This window comes from Janthinobacterium kumbetense (genome assembly GCF_023703445.1).
Taxonomy (GTDB): domain Bacteria; phylum Pseudomonadota; class Gammaproteobacteria; order Burkholderiales; family Burkholderiaceae_D; genus Janthinobacterium; species Janthinobacterium kumbetense.
Genome location: NZ_JAMQGR010000010.1, coordinates 13,894 through 28,374, shown reverse-complemented (window position 1 = coordinate 28,374; position 14,481 = coordinate 13,894). Strand labels below are relative to the sequence as shown.

Annotated in this window: 13 protein-coding genes; 9 read left to right on the top strand and 4 right to left on the bottom strand. The window is 63.1% G+C overall.

Annotated features, from left to right (window positions below):
• Nucleotides 1–8: 8 nt before the first annotated feature.
• Together NCG91_RS22605 and NCG91_RS22600 are read right to left on the bottom strand one after the other, a co-directional pair.
• Nucleotides 9–1,256, bottom strand: coding sequence for a CaiB/BaiF CoA transferase family protein (locus NCG91_RS22605; RefSeq protein WP_251351293.1), 1,248 nt, complete (start codon nt 1,254–1,256; stop codon nt 9–11).
• Nucleotides 1,256–2,434, bottom strand: coding sequence for an acyl-CoA dehydrogenase (locus tag NCG91_RS22600; protein WP_034745726.1), 1,179 nt, complete (start codon nt 2,432–2,434; stop codon nt 1,256–1,258). The genes NCG91_RS22605 and NCG91_RS22600 overlap by 1 nt, the downstream gene beginning before the upstream one ends.
• Before the next feature lie 161 nt (nt 2,435–2,595).
• On the opposite strand from NCG91_RS22600, the gene NCG91_RS22595 reads away from it, so the two are divergent.
• Complete coding sequence (locus NCG91_RS22595) at nt 2,596–3,501, top strand: LysR substrate-binding domain-containing protein (RefSeq protein ID WP_251351292.1); 906 nt, start codon at nt 2,596–2,598, stop codon at nt 3,499–3,501.
• Here NCG91_RS22595 and NCG91_RS22590 read toward each other — a convergent pair.
• A complete protein-coding gene (locus NCG91_RS22590; RefSeq protein WP_251351291.1) occupies nt 3,498–3,863 on the bottom strand; it encodes a VOC family protein in 366 nt (121 codons plus the stop codon). The two genes, NCG91_RS22595 and NCG91_RS22590, sit on opposite strands and share 4 nt — an antisense overlap.
• Before the next feature lie 91 nt (nt 3,864–3,954).
• Nucleotides 3,955–4,743, bottom strand: coding sequence for a helix-turn-helix domain-containing protein (locus NCG91_RS22585; protein WP_251351290.1), 789 nt, complete (start codon nt 4,741–4,743; stop codon nt 3,955–3,957).
• A gap of 145 nt (nt 4,744–4,888) precedes the next feature.
• Between NCG91_RS22585 and leuS the strand changes: the two genes are divergently transcribed.
• The 8 genes from leuS (at nt 4,889) to NCG91_RS22545 (ending at nt 14,336) form a co-directional block, all read left to right on the top strand.
• Nucleotides 4,889–7,528 (top strand): leucine--tRNA ligase, encoded by a 2,640-nt coding sequence (gene leuS, locus NCG91_RS22580; protein ID WP_251351289.1) that lies wholly within the window; start codon nt 4,889–4,891, stop codon nt 7,526–7,528.
• Between the two features lie 2 nt (nt 7,529–7,530).
• Nucleotides 7,531–8,130, top strand: a complete 600-nt coding sequence (locus tag NCG91_RS22575) for an LPS-assembly lipoprotein LptE (RefSeq protein WP_099666275.1) — start codon at nt 7,531–7,533, stop codon at nt 8,128–8,130.
• A gap of 10 nt (nt 8,131–8,140) precedes the next feature.
• Nucleotides 8,141–9,157: a DNA polymerase III subunit delta gene (holA, locus tag NCG91_RS22570; RefSeq protein WP_251351288.1), complete on the top strand. Its 1,017-nt coding sequence runs from the start codon at nt 8,141–8,143 to the stop codon at nt 9,155–9,157.
• Nucleotides 9,158–9,180: 23 nt separating this feature from the next.
• Nucleotides 9,181–10,452, top strand: coding sequence for a glutamate-5-semialdehyde dehydrogenase (locus NCG91_RS22565; RefSeq protein WP_099666277.1), 1,272 nt, complete (start codon nt 9,181–9,183; stop codon nt 10,450–10,452).
• Nucleotides 10,453–10,522: 70 nt separating this feature from the next.
• Nucleotides 10,523–10,960, top strand: a complete 438-nt coding sequence (locus NCG91_RS22560) for a CopD family protein (protein WP_251351287.1) — start codon at nt 10,523–10,525, stop codon at nt 10,958–10,960.
• Nucleotides 10,961–10,970: 10 nt separating this feature from the next.
• A complete protein-coding gene (locus NCG91_RS22555) occupies nt 10,971–11,585 on the top strand; it encodes a 2-hydroxychromene-2-carboxylate isomerase (protein WP_251351286.1) in 615 nt (204 codons plus the stop codon).
• Nucleotides 11,586–11,672: 87 nt separating this feature from the next.
• Nucleotides 11,673–12,875: a THUMP domain-containing class I SAM-dependent RNA methyltransferase gene (locus NCG91_RS22550; protein ID WP_435526511.1), complete on the top strand. Its 1,203-nt coding sequence runs from the start codon at nt 11,673–11,675 to the stop codon at nt 12,873–12,875.
• Between the two features lie 180 nt (nt 12,876–13,055).
• Nucleotides 13,056–14,336 (top strand): multidrug effflux MFS transporter, encoded by a 1,281-nt coding sequence (locus NCG91_RS22545; RefSeq protein ID WP_251351285.1) that lies wholly within the window; start codon nt 13,056–13,058, stop codon nt 14,334–14,336.
• Nucleotides 14,337–14,481 lie beyond the last annotated feature (145 nt).

Genomic DNA, 14,481 nt, shown 5'->3' with positions numbered 1-14,481 from the left:
GTTTTTCTTTAGACGACCTTGCGTTCGCGCAAGCCGTCGATCTGGCCGCCATCAAGGCCCAGCCATTGCTGCAGCACCTCCTGGGTATGCTGTCCCAGCAATGGCGGCGGCAAGCGGTACTGCACCGGCGAGCCCGACAGGCGCACGGGATTGGCCACCAGCGCCACCGTGCCCGCCGTCGGATGCGGCATCTCCACTTTCAAGCCGCGCGCCACCACTTGCGGGTCGGCAAAGACCTGGTCGATGCGGTTGACGGGGCCGCACGGCACGGCTTGCGCCTCGAAGGCGCTGATCCACTCGGCCGTCGTGCGCATGACCGTGGCCTGGCGCATCAGCGGAATCAGGATCGCCCGGTGCGCCACGCGCTGCGGATTGGTGGCGAAACGTTCGTCCTGCGCCCATTCCGGATGGCCAGCGACGGCGCAGAAGCGCGAGAATTGTCCATCGTTGCCGATCGCCAGAATCATGTCGCCGTCGGCCGTGGGGAAGTCTTGATATGGAACAATGTTCGGATGCGCATTGCCCATGCGTTGGGGCACCTTGCCGCCGCACAGGTAATTGGCGGCCTGGTTGCCTAGCGCCGCCACTTGCACGTCGAGCAAGGCCAGGTCGATATGCTGGCCCAGGCCCGAGCGTTCGCGTTCGGCCAGCGCCGCCTGCACGGCGATGGTGGCGTACAGGCCCGTCAGGATGTCCGTCTGCGCCACGCCCACTTTTTGCGGCCCGGCGCCCGGCTGGCCGTCGGGCACGCCCGTGATGCTCATCAAGCCGCCCATGCCCTGGATCAAAAAGTCATAGCCGGCGCGCGCCGCGTACGGCCCATCCTGGCCGAAACCTGTGATGGAGCAGTAGACGAGGCGCGGGTTGAGTTCCAGCAAGCTGGCCGCATCCAGGCCGTATTGCTTCAAGCCATCCAGCTTGAAATTTTCCAGCAAGACATCCGCCTCGGCCGCCAGCCGGCGCACCAGGGCTTGCCCTTCCGGGGCGGCCAGGTCGATGCACAGGGAGCGCTTGTTGCGGTTGGCGCACTGGAAATAGGCGGCCTCGGCGGTGTCGCGGCCATCCTCGTCTTTCAGATACGGCGGCCCCCAGGAGCGCGTGTCGTCGCCGCGGCCCGGCTGTTCAACCTTGACCACGTCGGCGCCCAGGTCGGCCAGCATTTGCCCGGCCCACGGGCCGGCCAGCACGCGCGACAGGTCGAGCACGCGCAAGCCGCTCAAAGGCGCGGGCCGCAGGGTGGAAGCCAAGGCGTCCATTAGTTGAACGCGGCGATGCCGGTGATGGCGCGGCCGATGATCAGCGCGTGCACATCGTGCGTGCCTTCGTAGGTGTTGACCACTTCCAGGTTGACCAGGTGGCGGATGACGCCGAACTCGTCGGAAATGCCATTGCCACCCATCATGTCGCGCGCCACGCGGGCGATGTCCAGCGCCTTGCCGCAGCTGTTGCGTTTCATGATGGAGGTGATTTCCACGGCGGGCGAGCCTTCATCCTTCATGCGACCGAGGCGCAAACAGCCTTGCAAGCCCATGGTGATTTCCGTCAACATGTCGGCCAGTTTCTTTTGCACCAGTTGATTTGCAGCAAGAGGGCGGCCGAATTGCTGGCGGTCCATCGTGTACTGGCGTGCTTTCAGGTAGCAGTCTTCTGCCGCGCCCAGTGCGCCCCAGGCGATGCCGTAGCGGGCGCTGTTCAGGCAAGTGAACGGGCCTTTCAAGCCGCGCACGTCCGGGAAGGCGTTTTCTTCCGGGCAAAATACTTCATCCATGACGATTTCGCCCGTGATGCTGGTGCGCAAGCCGACCTTGCCGTGGATTTCCGGCGCCGACAGGCCTTTCCAGCCTTTTTCCAGTACGAAGCCGCGGATCGCGCCTTCATCGTCCTTGGCCCAGACGACGAACACGTCGGCAATCGGGCTGTTGGTGATCCACATCTTCGCGCCGGAGAGACTGTAGCCGCCCGGCACCTTGCGCGCGCGCGTGACCATGCTGCCTGGGTCGGAGCCGTGGTTCGGTTCCGTCAGGCCGAAGCAGCCGATGTATTCGCCCGTGGCCAGTTTCGGCAGGTATTTCTGTTTGGTTTCTTCGTTGCCGAAAGCGTTGATCGGCACCATCACCAAGGAGGATTGCACGCTCATCATCGAGCGGTAGCCCGAATCGACGCGCTCGACTTCGCGCGCGGCCAGGCCGTAGCAGACGTAGTTCAGGCCGGCGCCGCCGTATTCTTCGGGAATGGTGGTGCCCAGCAAGCCCAGCTCTCCCATTTCGCGGAAGATGGCGGCGTCCGTGCGGCCATGGCGGAACGATTCGAGCACGCGCGGCACCAGGCTGCCCTGGCAATAGTCGCGGGCCGCTTCCAGCACGGCGCGTTCGTCGCCCGTCAGTTGTTCTTCCAGCAGCAGGGGGGAATTCCAGTCGAATACAGTTTTGCTCATCACAGGCCTCGCAGGTGAGCGCCGGTGATCGGCGCAAGATTGAATATGGCTCATGGTAGGTTTTTGCCTAGCCTTGCGCAAACGATTTATTTGCACCCAGACATGCGTGTCACGCATATCTTGCGGCATACTGGGGTCTTTACTCCTTTGCTGGTGTACCGATGACACGCAAGATTCCCATGCTGCAAGCGCTGAACTGCTTCGAGGCGGCCGCGCGGCACCAGAGCTACACGCACGCGGCGCGCGAACTGTCGCTGACGCAAAGCGCCGTGTCGCGCCAGATTTCATCCTTGGAAACTTTTCTTGGCGTGCAACTGTTCCAGCGCACGCGCCACGGCGTGCTGCTGACCAGCGCCGGCGCCGCGTATGCGCGGCAGATCGCCGCCCGCCTCGATGGCCTGGAGCGCGACACGCTCGACACCATGGCGCGCCAGGGCGGCGGCGGTGCCTTGCAGCTCGCTTCCGTGCCCACGTTTGCCACGCGCTGGCTGATGCCGCGGCTGTCTTCGCTGGCAGGCTTGCATCCGGACATCGTCGTGCATATCGACGCGTATACAAAACCGTTCATGTTTGCCGATACGGAATACGACGGCGCCCTGTACGCGGGCACGCCCGAGCAACTGGCGCGCTGGCCGGGCACGCGCGCCACCTTGCTCATGCACGAAGAAATCGTGCCCGTCGCCAGCCCCCGCCTTCTGGCGGCGCGCAGCGACTGGCAGCCGCAGGATTTATTGGAATTGACCTTGTTGCAACAAAGTACGCGCCCGGGCGCCTGGCGCCAGTGGTTTGATGCCATGCAGGTCGAGGGCGAGGGGCGCGACGGGGTGCACTACGGCGCCCGCTACGAACTGTTTTCCATGCTGGCCATGGCGGCCGTGCAAGGGCAGGGCGTGGTCTTGCTGCCACGCATGCTGGTCGAAGCGGAACTGGCGCGTGGCGAATTGCAGATCGCATGCGAGCGCCCACTGCGCGGTCAGCGCGCGTATTACCTGATCACGCCTGAAACGGCGCATGAAAAGACGGCCTTGCAGCAGTTCCGGCTATGGCTGCAGGGCGAAGCGGCCTAGAGCACCTTGGCCGTATCGAAATGCGGATTGTCGATCAGGCCGATCTGGTTGCCGTACGGGTCGAGCAATTCCACCGTGCGGATGCCGTCGCCCACGTCCGTGATCGGGTGGTGCAGGGTGCCGCCCAGCGCAACGATGCGCTCGACTTCCTGTTCGATGCCGTCCACGCCCCAATACGTCACGCTGCCCTGCGTGCCCGCTTCGCCGCCCGGCAGCAAGCCCAGCTCGAAGCCGCCGATGGCAAAGCCGACATAGAACGGCTGGTCGAAATACGGCGCCGTGCCAAATACCTGGCTGTACCAGGCCTTGGCCTTGTCCAGGTCGGGGACGGGATAGGTGACGGTGCGCAAGCCCTTGATCATGTTCTGCTCCTGTTGGTTGAAATAGTCGGCGAAGTACCTGGCACCATGATGCCACCGGTGCGCGCCGCGCGATTGGAAAAATGGAAGGTGGTCACGCGCGCCGGCCCGTCAGCCACGCCTCGGGTGAGCTGCGGGCGAAATCCTGGAAGTCGTGGATCAGGTGCGACTGGTCGAAATAACCATATTGCAAGGCCACTTGCGCCCAGTCCGGCTGTCCCGCCAGGCTTGTCAGGCCCTGGCTGGCGGCACGGAAGCGGCAGATGCGGGCAAACAGCTTCGGGCTGATGCCGACTTGCTGGCGAAATTGCAGCGCCAGGTGCTGGCGCGACACGCCCAGTTGCTGCGCCAGACCCTCCACGCGCACCTGGCCGGATGCGCGCTCGATGGCCGCGATGGCATGTTCGGCCGCGCCGGCCTGGCGCCGTGGCGGCGCGGTGCGCAGGCGCAGCAGCAGATAATCTTGCAAAATAGAAATTCTTTGCGCATTGGACAAGGGCTCGCTCCACAACGCGTCACCGAGGCGCGCCGCCAGCTCGCGGCCCCACAGTTGCTGCAAGCCCGTGCGGCCATCGTTGAGTTCGCACAAGGGCAGCTGGAAAAAGTGTGCCGCCGCGCCCGGCTTGAAGCGGGCAGCCACCGTCTGCACGAGACCCTGGCTGAGGACGGCAATCGGCGCCGTCATCATGCCTACGGCAAAGCTGGCGTCCTGCTGGTCCTGGCACAGGATGTCGATGCAATTGTCTGGCAAGACCTGGTGCGTCAGGGGCGTGGCGCCCGTTTGCACGCGACACGTCCAGACGCAGTCCAGCCATGGCCACAGGGCGGGGATGGGCGGATATTCCTGGTAGACGATCATGGTCGGCGTTGATGCAAAGAACAAGATTGTGGCATATGTATTGTTGCATACGGCATAGCATAATTGTGCGCCGGCCGAAATATGCGAGACCGGGCCGCCGGCGCGCCGCGCTATCGGGCGGCGACAACCAGTATAATGCTCGGTTCATATCCACTATTGGCCGCACATCATGCAAGATAAATATAGTCCCGCCGACGTCGAACAAGCCGCCCAATCGCACTGGAAGGCGATCGACGCCTATAAAGCCGTCGAACACGACCCGCGTTTCCCAAAAGGCAAGTATTTTGCCTGCTCGATGCTGCCTTACCCTTCGGGCAAGCTGCACATGGGTCACGTGCGCAACTATACGATCAATGACGTGATGTACCGCTACCTGCGCATGAATGGCTACAACGTGCTCATGCCGATGGGCTGGGATGCGTTCGGCATGCCGGCGGAAAACGCGGCCATGGCCAACAACGTGCCGCCCGCGCAATGGACGTATTCGAACATCGCCCACATGAAGCAGCAGATGGAATCGATGGGCCTGGCCATCGACTGGTCGCGCGAAATGACCGCCTGCAAGCCTGAATACTACAAATGGAACCAGTGGATGTTCCTGAAGATGCTGGAAAAAGGCATCATCTACAAGAAAACCGGTACCGTGAACTGGGACCCGATCGACCAGACCGTGCTGGCCAACGAACAAGTCGTCGACGGCCGCGGCTGGCGTTCGGGCGCGCTGATCGAAAAGCGCGAAATCCCCATGTACTACGCGCGCATCACCGATTACGCGGAAGAGTTGCTGGCATATGTGGATGACAAGCTGCCGGGCTGGCCCGAGCGCGTGCGCACCATGCAGACCAACTGGATCGGCAAGTCGACGGGCGTGCGCTTCGCCTTCCCGCATGACATCAAGGACGCGAATGGCGCCCTGATCGGCGACGGCAAGCTGTATGTGTTTACCACCCGTCCGGACACCGTCATGGGCGTGACCTTCTGCGCCGTGGCCGCCGAGCACCCGCTGGCCATCCACGCCGCGCAAAGCAATCCTGCGCTGGCCGCCTTCAACGCCGAATGCAAGCTCGGTTCCGTGATCGAAGCGGACATGGCAACGATGGAGAAGAAGGGCATGCCGACCGGCCTGTTCGTCACCCATCCGCTGACGGGCGCGCAAGTGGAGGTCTGGGTCGGCAACTACGTGCTGATCACCTACGGCGATGGCGCCGTGATGGGTGTGCCGGCGCACGACGAACGCGATTTCGGCTTTGCCAAGAAATACGACCTGCCGATCAAGCAAGTCATCGAAGTCAAGGGCCAGGAATTCTCGACGGACGCCTGGCAGGAATCGTATGGCAGCAAGGACGGCGTTTGCGTCGCTTCCGGCAAATACGACGGCCTGCATTTCGCGTCCGCCGTCGATGCGGTGGCCGCCGACTTGGCCGAACTGGGCCTGGGTGAAAAGAAAACCACGTTCCGCCTGCGCGACTGGGGCATTTCGCGTCAGCGCTACTGGGGTACGCCGATCCCGATGATCCATTGCGCCGATTGCGGCGTGGTGCCGGTGCCGGAAAAAGACTTGCCGGTGGTGCTGCCGGAAGACTGCGTGCCGGACGGCACGGGCAATCCGCTGAACAAATACGAAGCCTTCCTGCAGTGCGACTGCCCGCAGTGCGGCAAGCCGGCGCGCCGCGAGACGGACACTATGGATACCTTCGTCGATTCGTCGTGGTATTACATGCGCTATACCTCGCCAGGCTCGAACGACGCGATGGTCGACGCGCGCAACGATTACTGGATGCCGATGGACCAGTACATCGGCGGCATCGAACACGCCGTCATGCACTTGCTGTACGCGCGCTTCTGGACCAAGATCATGCGCGACTTCGGCCTGGTCAAGTTCGACGAGCCATTCGTCAACCTGCTGACGCAAGGCATGGTGCTCAACGAAACATATTATCGCAAGGACGCGGTGGGCAAGACCACCTGGTTCAACCCGGACGACGTGCGCCTGTCGCTCGATGACAAGGGCCGTCCGCAAAGCGCCGTCCTGGTGGCCGACGGCCAGCCGGTAGAAATCGGCGGCACGGAAAAAATGTCGAAGTCGAAGAACAACGGCATCGACCCGCAAGCGCAGATCGAGCAGTACGGCGCCGACACGGCCCGCCTGTTCACCATGTTCGCTTCGCCGCCGGAACAGACGCTGGAATGGTCGGGCAGCGGCGTCGAAGGCGCGAACCGCTTCCTGCGCCGCGTGTGGAACTTCGGCTACGCCCAGTCGGCGACGATTCAAGCCGCGCTGGCCGGCGGCGCCGCACCGGCCACGGGCGACGCGCAGAAAAACCTGCGCCGCGAATTGCACAAGCTGCTGCAGCAAGCCGATTACGACTTGAAGCGCATCCAGTACAACACCGTGGTATCGGCCTGCATGAAGATGCTCAACACGCTGGAATCGGCCAAGCTGGACGATAGCGCGCAGTCGAAGGCGCTGATCGCCGAAGGCTTCTCCATCTTCCTGCGCCTGCTCAACCCCGTCGCGCCGCACATCACCCACGTGCTGTGGCAGGAACTGGGCTACGCGGGCGTGCACGGCGACCTGCTCAACGTCGCCTGGCCGCAGGTCGACCCGCAAGCATTGGAACAGTCCGAGATCGAGATGATGATCCAGGTGAACGGCAAGCTGCGCGGCTCGATCACCGTGTCCAAGGATGCGGACAAGGCCAGCATCGAAGCGGCTGCGCTGGCGTGCGAAAGTGTGCAGAAGTACGTCGAGACCACGCCGAAGAAGATCATCGTCGTGCCAGGCAAGTTAATCAGCATCGTGGTGTAATCATGACGACTTCCTCTTCTGTATCGCTGTTGGGCCGCCGCGCCGTGCTGGCCTTGGGCCTGACTGTTTTGCTGTCGGCCTGCGGCTTCCATTTGCGCGGTTCGAATGGCAGTTTCATGCTGCCGTTCGCGACGATGTACATCGGCTTGCCCGACACGTCGCCGCTGGCGATCGGCCTGAAGCGCTATATCCGCGCCATTGGCAGCACGGAAGTGGTGAATACCAGGGATGGCGCCGACGCCGTCCTTGAAGTGCTCAGCGACCCGGAGAGGAATCAGACCAAGACCATTTTGTCGCTGAACAAAAATGGCCGGGTACAAGAGTATCAACTCGGCTACTCGATCAATTTCCGCGTGGTGGACAAGGCCGGCAACCAGTTGCTGGCGCCGACGACCATCAGCCTGGTGCGTCCGATCACCTTCGACGACTCGCAGGTACTGGCCAAGGAAACGGAAGAAGCGGCGCTGTACCGCGACATGCGCAATGACCTGGTGCAGCAGATCATGCGCCGCCTGGCCGCCATCAAGCCGGTGCTGCCGGCCATGTCGGTGGCGCCAGTGGCGCCCGTGACGCCGGTTGCGCCGGCAGCCCCGCAGCAGTAACGGGGACGCCATGCAATTGCGGATAGACGCGCTCGATGGGCATGTGGCCAAGCCGCTGGCGCAGCTGTATGTGATCACCAGCGACGAACACCTGCTGGCGCTGGAAGCGGCCGACAAGATCCGCCGCGCGGCGCGTGCGCAGGGATACTCCGAGCGCGACGTGCTGACGGTGGAGCGCAGCTTCAAGTGGGGCGAGCTGCTGGCGGCGAACCAGGAGCTGTCGCTATTCGGTGACAAGAAAATGATCGAGTTGCGCATCCCCACCGGCAAGCCGGGCAAGGATGGCGGCGCGGCGCTGCAAAGCTACGCGAAAAACCTCAGTCCCGACAACCTGACCCTGATTACCTTGCCCAAGCTGGATTGGGCCACGCAGAAGGCGGCCTGGGTCGCCAGCCTGCAGCAGGCGGCCGTGTATATCGACATTCCGAATGTGGAACGGGCGCAGTTGCCGGCGTGGATAGGCCAGCGCCTGGCCGCGCAGGGACAAAGCGCCGAACGGGCCAGCATCGACTTCATCGCCGAACGGGTGGAAGGTAACTTGCTGGCGGCGCACCAGGAAATCCAGAAACTGGGCTTGCTGCACGCCGCGGGCAAGCTGACGTATGAACAAGTGCAGGACGCGGTGTTGAACGTGGCCCGCTATGATGTCTTCAAGCTGTCCGAAGCCATGCTGGCCGGCGACCCGGCGCGCCTGGTGCGCATGCTCGAGGGCTTGAAAGGCGAGGGCGAGGCGCTGCCGCTGGTCTTGTGGGCCGTCTCCGAAGAAATCCGCACGCTGTTAAAATTGAAGGCGGGCATGGCGCAAGGGCGTCCATTGGGCGCGCTGCTGAAGGAATACCGCATCTGGGGGCCGCGCGAGCGGATGATGGAACCGGCCCTGCGGCGCATTTCGCTACCCGTGCTGGAAGCGGCGCTGCAGCAGGCGGCGCAGGTGGACAAGATGATCAAGGGCTTGCGCGCCAAGGGCTACGCGGGCGATGCCTGGGATGCCATGCTGCAGTTGGGCCTGAAGATCGCCCGAGGCTAGTTTTTTACTATATGGATACGAGCATGGACATCACAGAATATATGCAGGACGTGGGCACGCGCGCGCGCGCCGCCTCGCGCGCCATGGCGCGTGCCGACAGCGCCACGCGTAACCGCGCCTTGAGCCTGATTGCCGCCGCCATCGTGCGCGATGCCGACCTGCTGCGCGCGGCGAACCAGCGCGACCTCGATGCGGCTGCCGCCGCCGGCCTGGCGCCGGCCATGCTCGACCGCCTGACGCTATCCGACGCTGCCATTGCCACCATGGTCGAAGGCTTGACGCAGATCGTGTCGCTGGCCGATCCGATCGGCGAAATCTCGAACATGAAGTTCCGCCCGACGGGCATCCAGGTGGGGCAGATGCGCGTGCCGCTGGGCGTCATCGGCATCATCTATGAAGCGCGTCCGAACGTGACGGTGGATGCCGCCGGCCTGTGCATCAAGAGCGGCAACGCGACGATCTTGCGCGGCGGCTCGGAAGCGATTCACTGCAACCGCGCGCTGGCCAAGCTGGTGGCCGAGGGCTTGCAGGGAGCCGGCTTGCCGGCCGATGCCGTGCAAGTCATCGACACCACCGACCGCGCCGCCGTCGGCGCCTTGATCACCATGCCGCAGTACGTGGACGTCATCGTGCCGCGCGGCGGCAAGGGCCTGATCGCGCGCCTGATGGACGAGGCCACCGTGCCGATGATCAAGCACCTCGATGGCATTTGCCACGTCTATATCGACGCCAAGGCCGATATCAGGAAGGCGATCGATATCGGCTTCAACGCGAAGTGCCACCGCTACGGCACCTGCAACACCATGGAAACGCTGCTGGTGTCGCGCGCCGTCGCCGCGACCGTGCTGCCGCAGCTGGCCGAACTGTACCTGACCAAGCAGGTGGAACTGCGCGCCGATCCGGAAAGCCATGCGATCCTGGCCGCCGCTGCCTATCCTCACCTGGTGGCCGCCACAGAGGAAGACTGGCGCACCGAATACCTGGCGGCGATCCTGTCGGTGAAGGTCGTCGACGGCATCGACGAAGCGATGGATCACATCAACCAGTATTCGTCCAAGCATACGGAATCGATCATCACGGAAGACTACAGCGATGCGCTGCGCTTCCTGCGCGAAGTCGATTCCGCTTCCGTGATGGTGAACGCGTCGACGCGTTTCGCCGACGGCTTCGAATATGGCCTGGGCGCCGAGATCGGCATCTCGAACGACAAGCTGCATGCACGCGGCCCGGTGGGACTGGAAGGCCTGACCTCGCTCAAGTACGTGGTCTTTGGCCATGGCGAAGTACGCAAATAGTCTCTTTCGCGGGCTGCCCACAAGGCGGCCCGTGCTCTCGTTTCTCTCCACTTCTGACACTGGGAACCCCATGCTCTTTCTCTGGACCAAAGCCTTCCACATCATCTTCGTCATGTCCTGGTTTGCCGGCCTGTTTTATTTGCCGCGCATCTTCGTGAACCTAGCGATGGAGACGGAAACGGTGGCCACCGAGCGCCTGCTGCTGATGGCGCGCAAGCTGTACCGCTTCATGTCCCTGCTGGCGCTGCCGGCCATGGTGCTGGGGTTGGCGTTGGTGTGGATGCTGTACGGTGGGGGCGAAGGCCGCATGAAGATGCCGGGCTGGATGCACGCCAAGCTGACGTTCGTGGTGCTGCTGCTCGGTTATCACCATGCCTGCGGCGCCATCCTGCGCAAGTTTGAAAAAGGTCTCAACAAGCGCAGCCACACCTGGTTCCGCTGGTTTAATGAAGTGCCGGTGGTGATGCTGCTGGCCGTCGTCGTGCTGGTCGTGGTCAAGCCTTTCTAAGGGAGTCGAGATGAGTGCAAGTCAGAGCAAAGTCGTGCAGTATTTCTTCGCGCCCCACTCTCCATGGACTTACCTGGGGCACGCACGCCTGATGGCCATCGCCGCGAAGACGGGCGCACAGATCGACGTGCGACCCTTCGACCTGGGCAAGGTTTTCAGCGTCTCGGGCGGCCTGCCGCTGGCCAAGCGCGCACCGCAGCGCCAGGCGTATCGCCTGGCCGAACTGGCGCGCTGGTCGGCCTTTTTGCAAGTTCCCCTGACCTTGCAGCCCAAGTTTTTTCCCGTGTCGCCGGAAGCGTCGGCCAAGCTGATCATCGCCACGCGCCTGGCGCACGGCGTGGAGGCATCGCTGAACCTGGCGCACGCCATCATGCGCGGCTTGTGGGCGGAAGAGCGCAACATCGGCGACGAGGAAACACTGGTGCAGATCGCGCTCGACGCCGGTTTCGATGGCCGCCAGTTGCTGAAAACGTCGGAAACGGCCAGCGTGCAGGCCGAATACGACGCCAACACGGAGGCAGCGACCGCCGCTTCCGTGTTCGGCTCGCCGTGGTACATCGTCGATGGCGAAGGGTACTGGGGCCAGGACCGCCTCGATTTTGTCGAACGGGCGCTGGCAGGGTAGTCAAGCAAAAGCAGTTTTTTTAAACGTAGTAAGCAGCGCCTGTAATTTAGCGGGCGTTCAACACAATGGAATAAGGGTACACCAACCATGGCTTCATATTTTTGCCCATGCCCGCGCGGCATGGAAGCGGCGCTGGCCGAGGAACTGGGCGAGATTGCCCACGATAGTTCGACCATGAAGGTCCACAATCAGGTGCCGGGCGGCGTACATTGCTCGGGCGACCTGCTGGACTCCTACCGCATCAACCTGCATTCGCGCATCGCTTCGCGCGTGCTGATGCGCATGGCCCATTCCGGCTACAAGACGGAAAACGATATTTATGACCTGACCCTGGCGCAATCCTGGGAAGACTGGTTCGGCGTGCACCACACGATCCGCGTCGACGTCACGGCCGTGAAATCGCCGCTGCGCAGCCTGGAGTTCACGACCCTGAAAATCAAGGATGCGATCTGCGACCGCTTCCGCGACCAGTTCAACGAGCGTCCATCGGTCAACACCAAGACGCCGGACATGCGCATCGTCGGCTTCCTCGACGCGCATACGTTTACCGTGTACCTCGACACCTCAGGCGAAGCCCTGTTCAAGCGCGGCTGGCGCGAAGAGACGGGCGACGCGCCGCTGCGCGAAAACCTGGCCGCCGGCCTGCTGCGCGTGTCGGGCTGGAAGCCAGGCATGGTGCTGTTCGACCCGATGTGCGGTTCCGGCACCATCCTGGCCGAAGCGGCGCAGATGCTGCAGGGGATTCCGCCGGGCGCCTCGCGCCAGTTCGCGTTTGAAAACTTCCACGACTTCGATCCCGCGCCGTGGAATGCCATGAAAAACGCCATCAAGGTCAATCCGCTGCCCGCCGAACCGACCATTTTCGGCAGCGACATCTCGGGCGACATGGTCGCCATGACGCGCCACAACCTGCGTTGCGCCGGTGTGCGCTTCGACGTGCCCTTGAAACAGATCGAGGCGCAGGAAGTCAAACCGCCAAGCGACGTGCCGGGCATCATGCTGACCAACCCGCCGTACGGCGAGCGTATCGGTGTGCGCGGCGACAGCACCATCCCGGAAGACGAACTGTCGACGTCCTTCTATTCGGCCATGGGCACGACCCTGAAGCAGCGTTTCGCCGGCTGGACCGTGTTCCTGTTCACGGCCGACCTGGGCCTGCCCAAGCTGCTGCGTTTGAAAGAAGCGCGCAAGACGCCGTTCTTCAACGGCGCGCTGGAATGCCGTCTGTTCCGCTTTGATATGGTCGCCGGCTACAACCGTAGAGAAGAAGCCAAACCGAAAAGCATCTGATTAAACCTACTGCGCGTTGCCACTTGCGGCTTGCGATGCTCACCGTACTTTTGTACGGTTGCGCTTCTCGGCCACAATTGGCGGCCGCTCGCTACGGTTTCCTCAGGTGTTTTACGCGCTAAAAAATGCAGTATCACGCGCGCGGACCGTAACCGGTCCGCGCGCCACTTTGGATCCGCCATGTTTCCCACCCCTCCGGCCGATGTGCCGCCCGACCCGGTTACCCCCGTTCCTCCTCCCACGCCGAGCCACATGGCGCCGCTGAGCCGCGGTGCGCTGGCGATGATGCTGGCCGGGCTGTCGATGCTGGGGCCCCTGTCGATCGACACGTATCTGCCCGCGTTTGGCGCGATCCAGGGTTCGCTGCAAGCGTCGCCGCTGGAAGTGCAGCAGTCGCTGACGTTCTACATGCTGGCTTTTGCCGGCATGGTGCTGTGGCATGGTGCGATCTCGGATACTTTTGGCAGGCGCAACGTCATTCTCGTTTCGCTGCTGATGTTTGCCATCGGTTCGCTCGGCTGCGCTTCGGCGCACACGGTGCACTACCTGTGGTTCTTCCGCATCATGCAGGGCGTCTCGGCCGGCGCCGGCGTGGTGATCAGCCGCGCCATCATCCGCGACCTGTATGCCGATGCGGCAGCGGCGCGGCTGCTGTCGCTGGTGACGATGATCTTTTCCATCGCCCCGGCGGTGGCGCCGATTCTCGGTGGCTGGATCGTCATCTGGTTCGACTGGCGCTCGATCTTCCTGTTCCTCGCCTTCTACACGCTGGTGCTGCTGGCGTTCTGCTACTGGCGCCTGCCCGAGACCCTGCCGATGGAAAAGCGCCAGCCGTTCAATCCGCGCTTTCTCGCCTCGAGCTATGGCCAGATCCTGCGCTCGCCCCTGTTCCACATCAAGGCTGGCATCGTCGCCCTCAATTTCGCGGGCCTGTTCCTGTTCATCACGGCCGCGCCGGAAATGCTGCCCAGGCAGCTGGGCCTGGGGCCATCGCAATTCGGCTGGCTGTTCATTCCCTGCGTGAGCGGCATCTTCATGGGCGCCGCGGCGGCTAACCGCATCGCCGGCAAGGTGACGTTCGCGCGCCAGATCGGCATCGGCTTTGCTTTCCTGCTGTGCGCCGCCAGCGTCAATGTCGTGTATCACCTGTTCCTGCCGCCCTCCTTGCCCTGGTCGGTGCTGCCCCTGTTCTTCTACACTTTCGGCATGTCGCTGGTGGGGCCGGGCGCGACCTTGCTGGCGCTCGACCTGTTCCCGCATATCCGCGGCACGGTGGCCTCGTGCCAGTCGTTTGCCAGCACCTTGCTGGGCGCCGTGGTGGCTGGCGTGATCTCGCCGCTGCTGTCCGGATCCGTGCTGTGGCTGGCGTCGGGCCAACTGGCGTTTACGGGCCTGGCGCTGGCGCTGTGGCTGATCTCGCGGCGCTTTCGTCACCGTTTGCTGGGTTCCTTCAAGGCATAAGTTTCCACTGCAGAACGCTAGATTTATTTCAACTTAATTTTCTATATTGCAAGTAATATTCGGCGCTTATGATAAGATGACTTCTTTTCCCGGCATCCTCTCAGGCGACATTTTTTGGGTTACAGGAGTAGAGGATTCCTCTGAC

Coding starts and splice junctions, on each gene's coding strand:
- NCG91_RS22605 (WP_251351293.1), bottom strand. CDS start 1,256: ATGGACGCCTTGGCTTCCACCCTGCGGCCCGCGCCTTTGAGCGGCTTG.
- NCG91_RS22600 (WP_034745726.1), bottom strand. CDS start 2,434: ATGAGCAAAACTGTATTCGACTGGAATTCCCCCCTGCTGCTGGAAGAA.
- NCG91_RS22595 (WP_251351292.1), top strand. CDS start 2,596: ATGACACGCAAGATTCCCATGCTGCAAGCGCTGAACTGCTTCGAGGCG.
- NCG91_RS22590 (WP_251351291.1), bottom strand. CDS start 3,863: ATGATCAAGGGCTTGCGCACCGTCACCTATCCCGTCCCCGACCTGGAC.
- leuS (WP_251351289.1), top strand. CDS start 4,889: ATGCAAGATAAATATAGTCCCGCCGACGTCGAACAAGCCGCCCAATCG.
- NCG91_RS22575 (WP_099666275.1), top strand. CDS start 7,531: ATGACGACTTCCTCTTCTGTATCGCTGTTGGGCCGCCGCGCCGTGCTG.
- holA (WP_251351288.1), top strand. CDS start 8,141: ATGCAATTGCGGATAGACGCGCTCGATGGGCATGTGGCCAAGCCGCTG.
- NCG91_RS22565 (WP_099666277.1), top strand. CDS start 9,181: ATGGACATCACAGAATATATGCAGGACGTGGGCACGCGCGCGCGCGCC.
- NCG91_RS22560 (WP_251351287.1), top strand. CDS start 10,523: ATGCTCTTTCTCTGGACCAAAGCCTTCCACATCATCTTCGTCATGTCC.
- NCG91_RS22555 (WP_251351286.1), top strand. CDS start 10,971: ATGAGTGCAAGTCAGAGCAAAGTCGTGCAGTATTTCTTCGCGCCCCAC.
- NCG91_RS22550 (WP_435526511.1), top strand. CDS start 11,673: ATGGCTTCATATTTTTGCCCATGCCCGCGCGGCATGGAAGCGGCGCTG.
- NCG91_RS22545 (WP_251351285.1), top strand. CDS start 13,056: ATGTTTCCCACCCCTCCGGCCGATGTGCCGCCCGACCCGGTTACCCCC.